The 14673-nt window shown below is 67.4% G+C and carries 13 protein-coding genes; 6 read left to right on the top strand and 7 right to left on the bottom strand.

The window, feature by feature from the left end; genetic code table 11:
• Nucleotides 1–95: 95 nt before the first annotated feature.
• Nucleotides 96–566: an Lrp/AsnC family transcriptional regulator gene (locus TSB10P1A_RS07415; RefSeq protein WP_186387268.1), complete on the bottom strand. Its 471-nt coding sequence runs from the start codon at nt 564–566 to the stop codon at nt 96–98.
• A gap of 223 nt (nt 567–789) precedes the next feature.
• On the opposite strand from TSB10P1A_RS07415, the gene TSB10P1A_RS07410 reads away from it, so the two are divergent.
• From TSB10P1A_RS07410 to TSB10P1A_RS07400, 3 genes are all read left to right on the top strand, one after another.
• The gene (locus tag TSB10P1A_RS07410; RefSeq protein WP_186387267.1) at nt 790–1800 is read left to right on the top strand and encodes a mitochondrial fission ELM1 family protein; all 1011 of its coding nucleotides are present in this window, start codon (nt 790–792) and stop codon (nt 1798–1800) included.
• 34 nt (nt 1801–1834) lie between these two features.
• Nucleotides 1835–2800, top strand: coding sequence for a thioredoxin-disulfide reductase (trxB, locus tag TSB10P1A_RS07405; RefSeq protein WP_186387266.1), 966 nt, complete (start codon nt 1835–1837; stop codon nt 2798–2800).
• Between the two features lie 62 nt (nt 2801–2862).
• Nucleotides 2863–3759 (top strand): LysR family transcriptional regulator, encoded by an 897-nt coding sequence (locus TSB10P1A_RS07400; RefSeq protein ID WP_186387265.1) that lies wholly within the window; start codon nt 2863–2865, stop codon nt 3757–3759.
• Between the two features lie 572 nt (nt 3760–4331).
• Here the strand turns inward: TSB10P1A_RS07400 and msrP are convergent.
• The 6 genes from msrP to TSB10P1A_RS07370 all read right to left on the bottom strand — a co-directional run bounded on the left by msrP (nt 4332) and on the right by TSB10P1A_RS07370 (nt 13047).
• Complete coding sequence (gene msrP / locus TSB10P1A_RS07395; RefSeq protein ID WP_186387264.1) at nt 4332–5294, bottom strand: protein-methionine-sulfoxide reductase catalytic subunit MsrP; 963 nt, start codon at nt 5292–5294, stop codon at nt 4332–4334.
• A 162-nt stretch (nt 5295–5456) separates the two neighbouring features.
• Nucleotides 5457–6842 (bottom strand): DHA2 family efflux MFS transporter permease subunit, encoded by a 1386-nt coding sequence (locus TSB10P1A_RS07390; RefSeq protein WP_186387263.1) that lies wholly within the window; start codon nt 6840–6842, stop codon nt 5457–5459.
• 144 nt (nt 6843–6986) lie between these two features.
• Nucleotides 6987–8123 carry a PQQ-dependent sugar dehydrogenase gene (locus tag TSB10P1A_RS07385; RefSeq protein WP_244293021.1) on the bottom strand — a complete coding sequence of 379 codons (1137 nt, stop codon included), beginning with the start codon at nt 8121–8123 and terminating at the stop codon, nt 6987–6989.
• Between the two features lie 157 nt (nt 8124–8280).
• Nucleotides 8281–10350 (bottom strand): elongation factor G, encoded by a 2070-nt coding sequence (locus TSB10P1A_RS07380; RefSeq protein WP_186387261.1) that lies wholly within the window; start codon nt 10348–10350, stop codon nt 8281–8283.
• A 264-nt stretch (nt 10351–10614) separates the two neighbouring features.
• Nucleotides 10615–11814 (bottom strand): pyridoxal phosphate-dependent aminotransferase, encoded by a 1200-nt coding sequence (locus TSB10P1A_RS07375; RefSeq protein WP_186387260.1) that lies wholly within the window; start codon nt 11812–11814, stop codon nt 10615–10617.
• A gap of 210 nt (nt 11815–12024) precedes the next feature.
• On the bottom strand, nt 12025–13047 hold the full coding sequence (locus tag TSB10P1A_RS07370) for a PAS domain-containing protein (protein WP_186387259.1): 1023 nt from the start codon (nt 13045–13047) through the stop codon (nt 12025–12027).
• Between the two features lie 354 nt (nt 13048–13401).
• On the opposite strand from TSB10P1A_RS07370, the gene TSB10P1A_RS07365 reads away from it, so the two are divergent.
• The 3 genes from TSB10P1A_RS07365 (at nt 13402) to TSB10P1A_RS07355 (ending at nt 14589) form a co-directional block, all read left to right on the top strand.
• On the top strand, nt 13402–13668 hold the full coding sequence (locus TSB10P1A_RS07365; RefSeq protein ID WP_186387258.1) for a hypothetical protein: 267 nt from the start codon (nt 13402–13404) through the stop codon (nt 13666–13668).
• Nucleotides 13668–13898, top strand: coding sequence for a hypothetical protein (locus tag TSB10P1A_RS07360; RefSeq protein WP_186387257.1), 231 nt, complete (start codon nt 13668–13670; stop codon nt 13896–13898). The genes TSB10P1A_RS07365 and TSB10P1A_RS07360 overlap by 1 nt, the downstream gene beginning before the upstream one ends.
• Nucleotides 13899–14175: 277 nt before the next feature.
• Nucleotides 14176–14589 carry a DUF3775 domain-containing protein gene (locus tag TSB10P1A_RS07355; RefSeq protein ID WP_186387256.1) on the top strand — a complete coding sequence of 138 codons (414 nt, stop codon included), beginning with the start codon at nt 14176–14178 and terminating at the stop codon, nt 14587–14589.
• Nucleotides 14590–14673: the final 84 nt, after the last annotated feature.

Below are 14673 nucleotides of genomic sequence, written 5' to 3'. Positions count from 1 at the left end.
TCTTCGGGTCCATCGCATATGTATGATTTCGCCTCGAACACTACGAATCTACCGTAACGTAAGACAAAACCCTATCACAATCAGAAACAGGTGCCTCACTCCTTCACCGGCACCACGGGTTCGTTCTTGGTCTGGCGGATGGTGAGGGCTGTGCGGACGCTGTCGACATTGGGCGTGGCGGTGAGTTCGCGAATGATGAAGTTCTGGAACGCCTGCAGGTCCGGCACCACGCATTTCAGCAGGAAATCGACCTCGCCGGACAGCATGTAGCTTTCGCGCACCTCGGGCCAGCTCCGGACCTTCGCCTCGAAGGCGTTGAGATCGCTTTCGGTCTGCGAATGCAGGCCGACCATGGCGAAGGCGGTGACGTCGTAGCCGAGCTGCTTCTCGTCCAGCAAGGTGCGGTAGCCGGTGATCAGCCCGGCCTGTTCCAGCGCCCGCACGCGGCGCAGGCACGGCGGGGCGGAAATGCCGACGCGCCGCGCCAGCTCCACATTGGTGATGCGGCCATCCGCCTGCAGCTCTTTCAGAATGTGCCAATCAATCGCGTCGAGGCGAATTTTCACGCTGGTCTCCTTCACAAATCGCTGGCACAGACATGTCGTCGCCCCTTCGCCGAGTGCGGCGACCGCGCAAGCCGCCACCCCGCCGCCGGCAGGCGGGAGGGCCGGCCGGACGGGCAAGGGGCGCGTCGCGCGACGCATATCGGGGCCGACAGATCGCGCCTCCTGGTCATCCGGGCACTTATGATTCTTTGCCGAAATCTGCAATACTATATCAACACAGGTCATGACGAAGAAATATCCGGAAAGCAGAACCGCACAGGAACCGGCCACCGCATGGGTGCTGACCGACGGCAAGGCCGGCGACGAGACCCAGTGCCTCGCCGTGGCCGAGGCGCTGGGGATCGAGGCCGAGCGCCGCCGGGTGGCGCCGCGCGCGCCCTGGTCGTGGATCATGCCGCGCTTCGACCTGATCGACCCGCGCGAGGCGCCCTTGCGCCCCGGCAGCCCCATCGCCCCGCCCTTTCCCGATCTCGTCATCGCCTCGGGCCGGCGCGCCGTCTCCTATCTTGCCCGCATCAAGCGCGACAGCTTTGGGCGCACCTTCACCGTGCTCCTGAAGGACCCGCGCACCGGCGCGAAGGCGGCGGACCTGATCTGGGTGCCCGAGCACGACAGTTTGCGTGGCGACAACGTGATCGCGACGGCAAGCGGTCCGCACCGGTTCTCGCAGGCGCGGCTTGATGCCGCACGCGCCGCGCCTCGGCTTGAGATCGCCGCCCTGCCGCGCCCGCGCGTTGCCGTGCTGATCGGCGGCGACAGCCGCAACCACCGTTTCACGGAGGAAGACATCGCCCGCCTCGTCGCCGGGCTGGCACAGCTCGCAGGCGACGGCGCCGGGCTGATGATCACCGCCTCCCGCCGCACGCCACCGACCCTGGCGCAAGCGCTTGCCGGACTGGCACAAAACGGCCCGCACCTGATGTGGGACGGGCTCGGAGACAACCCGATGCTCGATTATCTCGCCAATGCCGACGCCGTGGTGGTGACGGCGGACAGCGCCAACATGGTCGGCGAGGCGCTGGCGAGCGGGCGGGCAGTACATGTTTTCCATCCGAGCGGGGGACACCGCAAATTCGATGCGTTTCTGGGGGCGGTTTCGGCAAGGAACGCCGTGCACCCCTTTCCCGGACCGCTTAAAGTGACTACCTGTGAGCCGATCGATTCCACCCCGGTGATCGCCGAGGCGATCCGACGGCGATTCGCGGTGCATCGCGCCGCTCTCGCGTCCGGCTGACAGGCACCCGGGCACAACAGGCAAGGACGAGGCGATGGCCGAACAGCACCACAGACTCCTGATCATCGGCTCCGGTCCGGCCGGCTACACCGCCGCCGTCTATGCGGCCCGCGCCATGCTGGAGCCGGTGCTGATCACCGGCATCCAGCCGGGCGGCCAGCTCACCATCACCACCGAGGTGGAGAACTACCCCGGCTTCGCCGACCCGATCCAGGGTCCCTGGCTGATGGAGGAGATGCGCAAGCAGGCGGAAAATGTCGGCACGACAATCGTTTACGACACCATTCTGTCGGCCGACCTTTCGGTGCGCCCGTTCCGCCTGACCGGCGACAGCGGCATCACCTATACCTGCGACGCCCTGGTGATCGCCACCGGCGCGCAGGCCAAGTGGCTGGGCATTGCGACCGAGCAGGAGTTCATGGGCGCCGGCGTGTCGGCCTGCGCCACCTGCGACGGCTTCTTCTATCGCGGCAAGGAGGTGGTCGTGGTCGGCGGCGGCAACACCGCCGTGGAGGAGGCGCTGTATCTCGCCAATCTCGCCTCCAAGGTGACCGTGGTGCACCGGCGCGATTCCTTCCGCGCCGAGCGGATCCTGCAGGAGCGGCTGGCCCGCAACGACAAGATCGAGGTGATCTGGGACAGCGTCGTCGAGGAAGTGCTCGGCGGCGGCATGCCGAAGGCGGTGACCGGCGCGCGCATCCGCAACATCCACACGGGCGAGACCCGCGACATTCCCGCCGACGGCTTCTTCGTCGCCATCGGCCATGCCCCGGCGGCGGAGCTGTTCAAGGACCAGGTGAAGATGAAGCCGTCGGGCTATATCTGGACCGCGCCGGACAGCACGGCGACCTCGATCCCCGGCGTGTTCGCCGCCGGCGACGTCACCGACGAGATCTACCGCCAGGCGGTGACGGCGGCCGGCATGGGCTGCATGGCCGCGCTCGAATGCGAGCGGTTTCTGGCCGAACATGAGATTGCGGAAGTGCAGGCCGCCGAATAGGCTGTCTGCCGGGAGGCTTCGGCCGAAATCGCGGGAACTGACGAGAACAGACAGAGGGTGTCGTGCCGCTTGACTGGGACAAGCTGAGGATTTTCCACGCGGCGGCGCAGGCCGGCAGCTTCACACATGCCGGCGACATGCTGAACATGAGCCAGTCGGCGGTCAGCCGGCAGGTCAGCGCGCTGGAGCACGACCTGAAGGTGCCGCTGTTCCACCGGCATGCGCGCGGCCTGCTGCTGACCGAGCAGGGCGAGGTGCTCTACCGCACCGCCCGCGAGGTGTTCATGAAGCTGGAGGCGGCGCAGGCCCGGCTGACCGACAGCCGCGAGAAGCCGAGCGGCGCGCTGAGGATCACCACCACCGTCGGTCTCGGCTCGACCTGGCTGACTCAGCGGCTCAACGAGTTCATCGACCTCTATCCGGAGATGGACCTGAGGCTGATCTTCGACGACGACGAGCTCGACCTCGGCATGCGCGAGGCGGACGTGGCGATCCGCCTGCGCCAGCCGACCCAGCCGGACCTGATCCAGCGCAAGCTGTTCACCGTGCATTTCCACGTCTATGCGGCGCCGAGCTACATCCAGCGCTTTGGTGCGCCGAAGTCCGTCGCCGCCCTCGACGGCCACCGGATCGTCACCTTCGGCGAGCACGCTCCGCCCTATCTGCGCGACATGAACTGGCTGGAAACCGCCGGTCTGCCGCCGGGCGAGTCCCGCCGCTGCGTGCTGCGGGTCAACAACGTGGTGGCGATCAAGCGCGCCGTCCAGCGCGGCATCGGCATCGCCATGCTGCCGGACTATATCAACGAGGACAGTTCCGGCCTCGTGCAGCTTCTGCCCGAGGCGGAAGTGCCGAGCTTCGACACCTATTTCGTCTACCCGTCCGAGCTGAAGAACACCGCGCGCATCGCCGTGTTCCGCGACTTCCTGCTGGCCAAGGCCGAGCGCTGGACCTATTGAGGCCGCCCCGCCGCCAGCCCCGCCGCCCATCGGGGAGAGGCGGGCGCGCCGCCGCCGGTATCGCAAGCCGGATCTCATCACGCGCCCCTTGCTGCCTGCATGGGATGCAGGCACGGCGCTGCCTGACCGAAAGGCAGTCGGCAGCCGTGGCCTCATCCGTATTTGACCCTGTCGCACTGCGGCAGACTAGCACAGTGCCGAGAGGGCGGGCATAACGCCTCCGGCGCAGGCAGGAAATCCGCCGATTTCTCCGAATTTCGCAGGCAGATGGCTGAGCCATGACGAATTTGCATAGCAGATCTGCACGCGTGCTTCTTGCATAGGCGCGTTGTGCACTGCATATAAGCAACAGGCTGTTGGTCTGCTTCGTCGCTACCTCCTCCCAGCGACGTGTGATGCGACCAGCTGTTCCCCTCTGGAAGGTGATTTCGCCACGATGTGGCAAAATCAAATAACTGCCGGGTCTTCGGACCCGGCATTTTTTTTGCCCCGATGGCCAGCACGCAAAAAGGCCCGGCGCAGGGCACCGGGCCTCTCGGGCGTTGGGGCGGGGGAAGCCGGAAGCGCACCCCTCACATGTAGAGCTTCTCGCCCTCCAGATCCTTGTAGAGATGGGCGACCTGCTCGCCATAGCCGTTGAAGAGCTGGGTCGGCACCTGCTCGCCGGTCGGCAGCAACTGCTCGCGCGCCTGGCTCCAGCGCGGATGCGACACCTCCGGGTTGACGTTGGCCCAGAAGCCGTACTCGCTCGCCTGCACCTCCTCCCAGAAGCTCACCGGCCGCTCCTCGACGAAGGAGAAGCGGACGATCGACTTGATCGACTTGAAGCCGTATTTCCACGGCAGGGCAAGGCGCAGCGGCGCGCCATACTGCTTGGCGAGCGGCTTGCCGTAGACACCGGTGACCAGGAAGGCGAGCTCGTTGGTCGCCTCGGCCAGGGTCACCCCCTCCACATAGGGCCAGGGATACCAGGACGCCCGCTGGCCGCCGGCGGTGTCGGGGTCGAGGAAGGTCTCCATGCGCAGGTATTTCGCCTCCGCCTTCGGCGAGGCGAGACGCACCAGTTCGGCGAGCGGGAAGCCGGCCCACGGCACCGCCATCGCCCAGGCTTCGACGCAGCGGAAGCGATAGAGCCGCTCCTCCAGCGAGACCTTCTGCATCAGCTCGTCGAAATCCAGCACCTGCGGATTGTCGCAAAGCCCGTCGATCTTCACCTCCCAGGGGCGGATCTTCAGCGCCTGCGCGGCGGAGGCGATCTGCTTGTGCGAGCCGAACTCGTAGAAATTGTTATAGATCGAGGTGACCTTTTCCGGGGTGATCTCGCGGTCGAGCGTGTAGGCCTCGTTGCGCGGCGCCGGATAGAGCCCGGCATTGGGGTCCTCCTCCGCGAAAGCCGGCCTCGGCAGGCCCGCCCCGGCCATCGAAGCTCCGGCAATGCCAAGCCCGGCCAGCACCGCGCGGCGGTTGAAAAACACGGCCTCCGGCGTCGCCTCGCGCTCGGGCAACTCCCAGCTCCGTCTGCGGATGATGTTCATCGTGACCCGTCCTCTTCCAGCCCGTTTCGCCCAGCCCGTATCGCCCAGCCCGTATTGTCCGTCCGGCCTCCAATTGACCTAGCGCGCGCGCTCCTTCGCGGCAAATCAACAGCGATTGAACGCCAAATGCCGGGCGCGTGAAAGCGCGCCGCCGGCCGCCGCTCAGGACAACTCGCGCAGCCGGTGGCCGGAGGCCTCCTGCCCGGCGGTCGCCGGCAGAACGGCGAAGATCGGCAGGGAGACCAGCGCCAGCGCCCCCGCCACCGCGAAGGCGATGTGGAAGTTGACGAGGCCGAGCGCATCGCCGGTGACCCAGCCCGTCGCCTCCAGCACGAAGCCGGCCAGCGCCACGCCCAGCGCCAGCGAGACCTGCTGGAACACCGAACTGAGCGCCGTCGCCTGGCTCGCCTCGCCGTCGTCGACGCTGGTGAACATCAGCCCGTTGGAGGCGGTGAACAGGAACGAGCGGGTCAGGCCGGCGCCATAGAGCACCAGCACGAAGATCCACACCGGGGTTCCCGGCGCGAAGCCGGCCATGGCGAAGGACAGCAGCGCGCCGCCGAGCGAGGCGATCACCATCGCCGTGCGGAAGCCGAGCGCGGCGAGCGCCCGCTTGACGATGAACTTCATCGAGATGGCGCCAAAGGCCCCGGTGAAGGTGATGAGGCCGGACTGGAAGGCATTGTAGCCAAAGCCCGTCTGCAGCATCAGCGGCATCAGGAAGGGCATCGAGCCCGACGAGATGCGGAAGATGTTGGTGCCGATCAGGGTCAGGCCGAAGGCGCGGTTGCGCAGCAGCGCGGGATCGAGGATCGGGTTGTCCCGCCTGCGGGCATGGGCGAGATAGGCGGCAAGGGCAGCAAGGCCAACGACGGTGGTCACAAGGCCGACGGCCGGCGGCAGCGCCGGCAGGCTGATCACCGACAGGCCGAAGACGATGCCGGCCGCCGCCGTGCCCGTCAGCAGGAAGCCGGTCCAGTCGAGCCGCGAGGTCTCGCGCCGCGGGATCTCCGGCAGGTAGATCCCGCAGAGCCAGATGCCGGCGAGCCCGATCGGCACGTTGATGATGAAGATCCAGTGCCAGGACAGATAGGTGGTGAGAAACCCGCCGATCGGCGGCCCGGCCATCGGGCCGATCAGCCCGGGGATCGTCATCAGGGTCATCGCATGCAGCAGGTCCTTCTTCTGGAAGGTCCTGACCAGGATGAGGCGGCCGACCGGCACCATCATCGAGCCGCCCATGCCCTGCAGGAAGCGCGACAGCACGAAGGTCAGCAGCGAGTCGGAGAAGGCGCAGGCGAGCGAACCGATGACGAAGACGACGATCGCCCAGCGGAAGACGCGCTTGGCGCCGAACGTGTCGGCCATCCAGCCGCTGACCGGGATGAAGATGCCGAGCGCCACCAGATAGGAGGTCAGCGCCAGTTTCAGCGCGATCGGGCTGGTGCCCAGATCCGCGGCGATCACCGGCAGCGACGTGGCGATGACGGTGGAATCCATCATCTCCATGAAGAACGCAAAGGCGATGATGAGCGGGACGGTATTCATGATGTCCGGGGGCAGGTGCGGCGCGGGAGGGAAGGCCGCCCCTCTCAATAGCCCGAAAGCGGAGGGCTGCAAATGGCGAAACGGCAAAAGCCGCAGCACCGGGCAGCGCCGCCGACGCTGCCCGGTCCCGTCTTGCGCAGTCGATCAGGGCGCGCCGGAAATCCGGTAGACCCCGCCCTCGCCCTCGTCGGTGGAGAACCACAGGGCACCGTCCGGGCCGTTGCGCAGGGTGCGAATGCGGCCATAGGCGCCGACGATGAGCCGTTCCTCCGCGGTCACCTGGCCGTTGTCGACCGTCAGCCGGGCGATCAACTGGTCCTTCAGCGCCCCGACGAACAGGTCGCCGCGCCATTGCGGCACCGCATCGCCGGTGTAGAAGGCCATGCCGGAAGGGGCGATCGACGGGTCCCAATAATGCACCGGCTGCTCATAGCCCTCCGCATGGGTCCCGACGCCGATCCGCGCGCCGGAATAGTGGCGGCCATAGGAAATCACCGGCCAGCCGTAATTCTTGCCGGCTTGCGGAATGTTGATCTCGTCGCCGCCGCGCGCGCCATGCTCGACGGTCCACAGAACGCCGGTGCCGGGCTCGATGGCGGCGCCCTGGATGTTGCGATGGCCGGTGGACCAGATCTCGGGCAGCGCCTGCGCCCCGTCGGCAAACGGATTGTCGGCCGGGATCGATCCGTCCGCGGCGACCCTGAGCACGGAGCCGGCATGGTCGCGCGGATCCTGTGCCCGCTCGTCCTCGCCGCGATCGCCGAGGGTGACGAAGAGCGTGCCGTCGGGCGCCGGCACGATGCGCGCGCCGAAATGCCGCCCGCCGGAGGTCTTGCGGTTCATGCTCGCCAGAACCGTGACGTCTTCCAGCCGTGCCGCCTCCCCCTCGACGACCAGACGGGCCCGGGCGGCGGCCGTTCCCGCCCCGCCCTCTCCCGGTTCGGAATAGGTGAGATAGACCGTGCCGCTCTCGGGGAAATCGGATGCCACGACGAGGTCGAGCAACCCGCCCTGCCCCGAGGCGCGCACCTGCGGCACGCCGGCGACCTCGACCCGCCTCTCCCCGTCGGGCGAGACGAGCAGCATGCGCCCGCTCACCTCGTTGACCAGCACGGAGCCGTCGGGAAGGAAGTCGAACCCCCAGGGGTGAGACAGACCGGCAACAATGCGGGTCACGGAGAAGCTGACATCGCCGGCCGTGTGCACCGATTGGGCGGAAACGCTGGCGCAGGCGGCGACAAGAACCGCGCTGCCTGCCAGGACGGTGAGTGCTGAGCGCAAGGAATCCTCCCCTAGCAATGGCCCCCTAGCAATGACCCCCGGGGGGTTAGCTAGGGTGCACAGGGAGAATGGCAAACGCCAAGCGGGCATCTGCGGGCGGCGGCCGGGCGCGGCGCGGCGGGTGCCGCGCCGTCCCCTGCGGTCCCGGACGGCCCCTTCACGCCGCCTGGCGGCCGTGCCGGGCCAGAACCTGATCGGCGGCCTTGCCGGTCAGTTCCGCCAGATGGTCGAAGCAGCTCGAATAGGTGGCAACCCCCGCCGTCGCCGAGCGCAGCTCGACGATCAGGCCGGAGAGCTCGCTTTCGGGCATCAGGGCGCGGACCTCGTCCCAACCGCTCCAGCCCGGCCTTGCATCGAAGCCGAGCAACTGGCCGCGCCGCGCCGAGACGATGGCGTTGATCCGCGCCGTCGCCTCGCTGGGGCAGGCGATGGTCACCTGGTGGATCGGCTCCAGCAGCACCGGCCGGCACTCCGGCAGTCCCTCGCGCATCGCCTGGATCGCCGCCATGCGGAACGCCTGGTCCGAGGAATCGACGCTGTGATAGGAGCCGTCGGTCAGCGTCACGGCGATGTCGACCGTCGGAAAACCGAGCGTGCCGGTCTTCAAGGCTTCCTCGACCCCCGCCCGCACCGAAGGGATGTACTGCTTGGGGACCACGCCGCCGGTGATCGTATCGGTGAAGACGAAGCCCTCGCCGCGCGCAAGCGGGCGGATCTCGATGGCGACATCGCCGAACTGGCCGTGGCCGCCCGACTGCTTCTTGTGACGGGCGCGCACGGACGCGCCGGCGCGGATCGTCTCGCGATAGGGGATCGCCGCCTCCCCCGTCTCCACCGTCAGCCCGTATTTGCCGGTCAGCCGCTCCAGCGCCACCCGCAGATGCATCTCGCCCTGGCCGTCGAGACGGGTTTCACTGGTGTCCTGCGCCTGGGTAACGACGAGTGCCGGATCCTCCTCGCACAGCTTGGTGAGCGCCGCCGACAGCTTGACCTCGTCGCGCCGCTCGCGCGGAGAGATGGCAAGGCCCAGAACCGGCGCCGACACGCTCAGCGGGGCGAGTTGCGGCGCCGGGGCTGTTCCCCCCAGCGTGTCGCCGGTCCTGACGCCGTCGAGCTTGCCGAGCCCGACCGTGTCGCCGGCCTCCGCCGGTGGACGCTTGACCGCCTGCTGGCCCATCACCCGGTAGAAGCCGGAGATGCGCACCTGCTCGCCGTCGGGCCGGGTCAGCGTGTCGGCATCGGCGAGCCGGCCCGACAGCAGCCGGGCGATGGAGAGCTTGCCCGCATGCAGCGTGTGTACCGTTTTGAGGATCTGCACCACCGGGCCGTCGGTCTCCTCCAGGCCGAGGCGGGCGCGGGTGGCGGCAACGCCCGGCGCGTCGTGGCGCAGCGTCTTGAGCAGCCGGCCGACGCCGTTGCCATGTTCGGCCGAGCCGAACAGCACCGGGCAGATCAGCCCGTCCCGCATCTCGGTGCTGATGTCGGCGAAGATCCGCTCGCGCTCCGGCGCGATGTCCTCCAGCAGCGATTCCATCAGGACGTCGTCATGGTCGGCGAGCGTCTCCAGCATGGAGAAGCGCGCTTCCACCTCCCGCGCCATCGCCTCGTTGGGAATGTCGATGACCTGGCTTTCGGCGTGTTCGCGATAGACATAGGCGCGCTCGAGCGCCAGATCGATGAAGCCGGTGGCGATGCCCTCGTTCCAGATCGGGATCTGGCGCAGCACCAAGGGAACGGCCGAGGCCGGCTGCAACATCGCCAGCACGTCGCGCAGCCGCGAGCCGGTCTTGTCGATCTTGTTGAGGAAGAGCAGGCGCGGAATGCCGCGATCCTCCAGATGCTTGAGGATAACCTGCAAGGCCGCGACCTTCTTCTCGTCGGCCTCCGCCACGACGACCGCAAGGTCGATCCCCGGCAGGACGCCGGTCATGTCGCCGAGAAAATCGATCGCGCCGGGGCAGTCGAGAAAGGTGAAGCGGTCGCCGAGGTACTCCGCCTCGGCGGCGTTGACCTCGACGCTCATGGCATGGCCGCGCGCTTCCGGCGCGCCGTCCCCGACCGTGTTGCCGGCTCCGACCGATCCCTGCCTGGCTATGGCCCCTGTGCGGGCGAGCACTGCTTCCAGCAACGTCGTCTTGCCGCTGCCGAACGGCCCGAAGATCCCGATGCACCGGGGCCCGGTTTCTCTGCCGCCGGCTGCACCGCCATTCACCCTGTCTGCGCCCATGTCGCGTCTCCTTCTCCCGTCGGCCCCGCAGGGCCGCGTGTTGTCAGGAGGAGCCGGGCGCGGCTGACCTAGCGGCACCGCGCACCGGCACCGCCGCCCGCCGACAGCGGGCGGACGCTCATCGTCGCGCCGAAATCGCGGTGAACGCAAGGGAAACCTGTACCGCACTGCGGCAAGCTGCGGCAGGCCAGGGTCCCGGAAACGGCAGCGGCCGGCGGCATTGCTGCCGCCGGCCGCTGGGCGCGGGACAATCCGTCGCGGCGTTTACGCGAGATTGCCGCAGAAGCGCTGGATGCGGGTGCAGGCCTCCTCCAGCGCCTCGGTTGAGGTCGCGTAGGAGATGCGGAAGTTGGGGCCGAGGCCGAAGGCCGACCCCTGGACGACAGCGACGCCCTCGGCCTCCAGCAGTTCGGTAACGAAGTCCTCGTCGGTCTCGATCACCTTGCCGGACGGCGCGGTCTTGCCGATCGTGCCGGCGCAGGACGGAAAGACATAGAACGCCCCTTCCGGCATCGGGCAGCTCAAGCCCTTGGCCTGGTTCAGCATCGACACGACGAGATCGCGGCGGGCCTTGAACACCTCGTTGTTGGCCGCAATGAAGTCCTGCGGACCGTTCAGCGCCTCGACCGCCGCCCACTGGGCGATGGAGCTCGGGTTGGAGGTCGACTGGGACTGCACCTTGGCCATCGCCTTGATCAGTTCGACCGGGCCGCCGGCATAGCCGATGCGCCAGCCGGTCATGGCATAGGCCTTGGAAACGCCGTTCACCGTCAGGGTGCGGTCGTAGAGCTTGGGCTCGACCTGGGCCGGCGAGGTGAATTCGAAGCCGTCATAGACGAGGTGCTCGTACATGTCGTCCGACATCACCCAGACATGCGGGTGCCGCAGCAGCACGTCGGTCAGCGCCTTGAGCTCGTCACGGGTATAGGCGGCGCCCGACGGGTTCGACGGCGAGTTGAAGATGAACCACTTGGTCTTCGGCGTTATCGCCGCCTCCAGCGCCTCGGCGGTGATCTTGAAGGTCGACTTGTCGGCCTCGACGATCACCGGCTCGCCGCCGGCCAGCAGCACCATGTCCGGGTAGCTAACCCAGTACGGCGTCGGAACGATCACCTCGTCGCCCGGATTGATGGTGGCGATCAGCGCGTTGTACAGCACCTGCTTACCCCCGGTACCGACGGTGATCTGCGAGGGCTCGTAGGTCAGACCGTTCTCACGGCTGAACTTGGCGCAGATCGCCGCCTTCAGCTCGGGGATACCGTCGACGGCCGTGTACTTCGTCTTGCCTTCGGTGATCGCGGCGATCGCCGCCGCCTTGATGTTCTCCGGCGTGTCGAAATCGGGCTCGCCCGCGCCGAGGCCAATGACGTCGCGCCCGGCGGCCTTGAGTTCGCGAGCCTTGTTGGTCACGGCGATGGTAGCGGACGGTTTGACGCGCGAAAGTGCGTCGGCAATGAAGCCCATGATGCTCTCCCGATGAGGCAATTGCCCGATAAGGCAGGGATTGAAAGCGCGCGGGAGACTACTTCCCGCACCCCGGCCACGCAAGGGAAGATGGCGCGCACCGCCAAGGTTTTGTGCGCAAGACAGCGACCCGGCGCGCCCCGAGGATCGCTTTGCCATCTATCCCGTCGGCCGTTGCGAACGCAGCCGGGCCACGCGGCCCGGCGTAAGCTAGTGCTTGGTCTCGATCAGCAGGTAATGCGTCGGCCCGCTCTCGATCAGCATCACGCGCATGCGCTTGCTGCGCGTCACTCCGTCGAAGCCGCTCACGGTCGCCTGCAGCGGCGTGTTGCCGCCCTTGCGGGCGTGATCGACCAGCGTGACGAAGGTCTTGGGATGCAGCATCGTCTCGGTGATCGGCGCGGATTCCATCAGTTGCTCGGTCACGGCAAAGGTCTTGCGCGCCGCGTTATTTGCCGAGACCAGCATCCGGGTGCGGACATCGACGACGAGCATCGGCGCATAGACGCAGTTGAAGATCTGCTGGAAGTCGACCCCGCGCTCCTTGACCTTGGTGGCCGAGAAGACGATGCCGCCGAGCCCGGCCGAGACGCGGAACGGGATCACGTCATAGTTCAGCGTGAAGGAATCGCCGCTCGCCAGGAAGAACCGCTTGCTGCCGTCCATCGGCGCGCGCCGCGCCAGCGCCGTCAGCACCACCGAGGCCAGCGTCTTGCCGACCCGGTTGGGGATATGCGCAATGTTGCGACCGATGCACAGCGAGGCGTCGGGGATCTCGAACAGCTTGTTGAAGGCATCGTTGGCGTAGCGCAGGTAGCCGAAGCTGTCGACGACGAGCACCGACTTCTCGCTGTCCTCCACCAGATGCCGGATCAGTGGTGCGACACCGCGCACCGCCGTGCCGTTGGCCTCGTCCTCGACCTCCGAGCCGGAGACCGCGATGACGAACGTGCGCCCGCCCTCCGCCTGATAGCGCATCGCGACCAGCGACAGGCCCGCGCCGAGATCGTCGCCGCCGAGTTCGATCGGCCCGGCGGATCCGCCTTTCACCGCCTGTTGGATCAGCCCGAGGATCTGTTTCTGGTCGTTCTGGGCCATATGGCGCATGGCCGTCGACAGCGACGCCTCGTTCAGTCCCGAGCGGTGTTCGAAATCGAGCGAGCGCGGCTCCAGCCAGACGACCCGCTTGGCCTGGATATCGACCATGAAGAACGACAGGCCAGCGATCGACATTGCCGGCGCCCCGCTTGCGCCGGGCACCGGCCGCACGACAGCCTCGCCGTCCGGGTCTCCAACCTCAGGCGGGCGGGCGCTCTTCTCCATTGCATCCATTTGGCTTTTCCGGTTGCTTGCGGGCGAGCCGGGGCCGGCGCGCACAGGACCTCTAACTGTCTGGTTTCCATCCTGACCGGGAGCTCCTGAGATTCGGTAAAGCCGAAGCTCGAAATTGACCGGAACCCGAAGATCGGCCCTGCCTTGGTTCTGCCGCGAAATGACACCGGAAGTGCCTGAAAGGCGGCTTGGGGAAGTCCAACTCGCCGATCACCTTGCCAGCATCAGGCACGTCCGTTTGGTCGGAGATAAGTCATGCGTTCCAGTACCCGGTCATCCCGCTCCCGCTTCGGCAGGACATTCAATGCCCTCGCGGTTGCCGTGCTCGGCGCCCTCCCCGCCCTGCTGATCGCCTCCAGCGCCCGTGCCTCCGGCAGTTCCTTCGTCGAGGACTGGACCATGGGTGTCCTGCTTCTCGCCTTCGGCAGCATGCTCGTTCTGGTGACCATGCTGGGCAAGCGCCTGTCGCAGGGTCTGGCGAGCGGCAGCCGCCTGCGCTCCGACGCCCGGGGAGAGCGCTGATGCGCAGCCCGTCGCCCAGCCTTGCCGACCGCATGCCCGCGCAGAACCGCCGCGACGAGGGTCATGGTGCCCTCCTGCTCGCCGCGGCCATCGGCATCGGCCTGCTCTTCGCCGGCACGCTGACCGTGTTCGGCGAGCCGCTGACCCATTCCCTCAAGGATCTGGCCCTCAAGGATCTGGCCCTCAAGGATCTGGCCTCGGCCGCCGCCCCTGCCGACCCCTCCCGCTGAACATGCATGCGGCCGTCCTTTCGGCCTCGTTCTTTCCACCATTGGCAAAGCGCCCTGCCAGCGCGTAGGCTCTTGCAGGGACGGGCCGTATCCCCCCACGCCCCGGATCTTGCGATGGATCAAGGATCCGGCGGCGGGGAACGGCAATGGTCCTGACAGGGACGGATTCCGGAGGCAGGCCGACAGGCGCCCCACGGGGCCACGAGCTGGTGTGCATCGCACGCGGCCCGTGCGGGCGGGGTCCGGTTCCCCTTGCGACGGGAGCGGAGTTCGAGCCATGGCGGTCAACCTGACACTTTCCCCGGCAACCATGCGCATGCTGGTGCAGAAGGCCCGCGCCGCATCCGCATCGGCGCTGGACGGCGGCTATGACGACGGCCGCGACCGGGAGATCGAGTTCGACGTCGACACCCTGCAGGACACCCATGCCCATGACGGCCTCGCCGAAGAAGAAACCGAGGACCTGTCGGCCGAGGAACTGAGGGAACTCATCGAAGATCTTAACGTCGATGAGGCCGCCGAACTCGTCGCCACCGTCTGGATCGGCCGCGGCGACTACGAGGCGGACGACTTCGACCAGGCTGTCGAGGATGCGCGCGACCGTGCCCTTGGATCAACCGCCAAGTATCTGATCGGAATGCCACTTCTTGCCGATCACCTGGAGGCGGGGTTGGACGCTCTCGACCTCTAGGGTCGACCCGCTCCACAGGCGCCAGCCTTTTCTCTGGATATCCGTGCCTGCCGCGCCACCGGGGGGTTTACAGATTGTTAACCA

The organism is Stappia sp. TSB10P1A (assembly GCF_900185725.1).
In the GTDB taxonomy this organism is placed as follows: domain Bacteria; phylum Pseudomonadota; class Alphaproteobacteria; order Rhizobiales; family Stappiaceae; genus Stappia.
The sequence above is the reverse complement of the archived record's forward strand: the minus strand, read 5'-3'. Positions and strand labels throughout refer to the sequence as shown.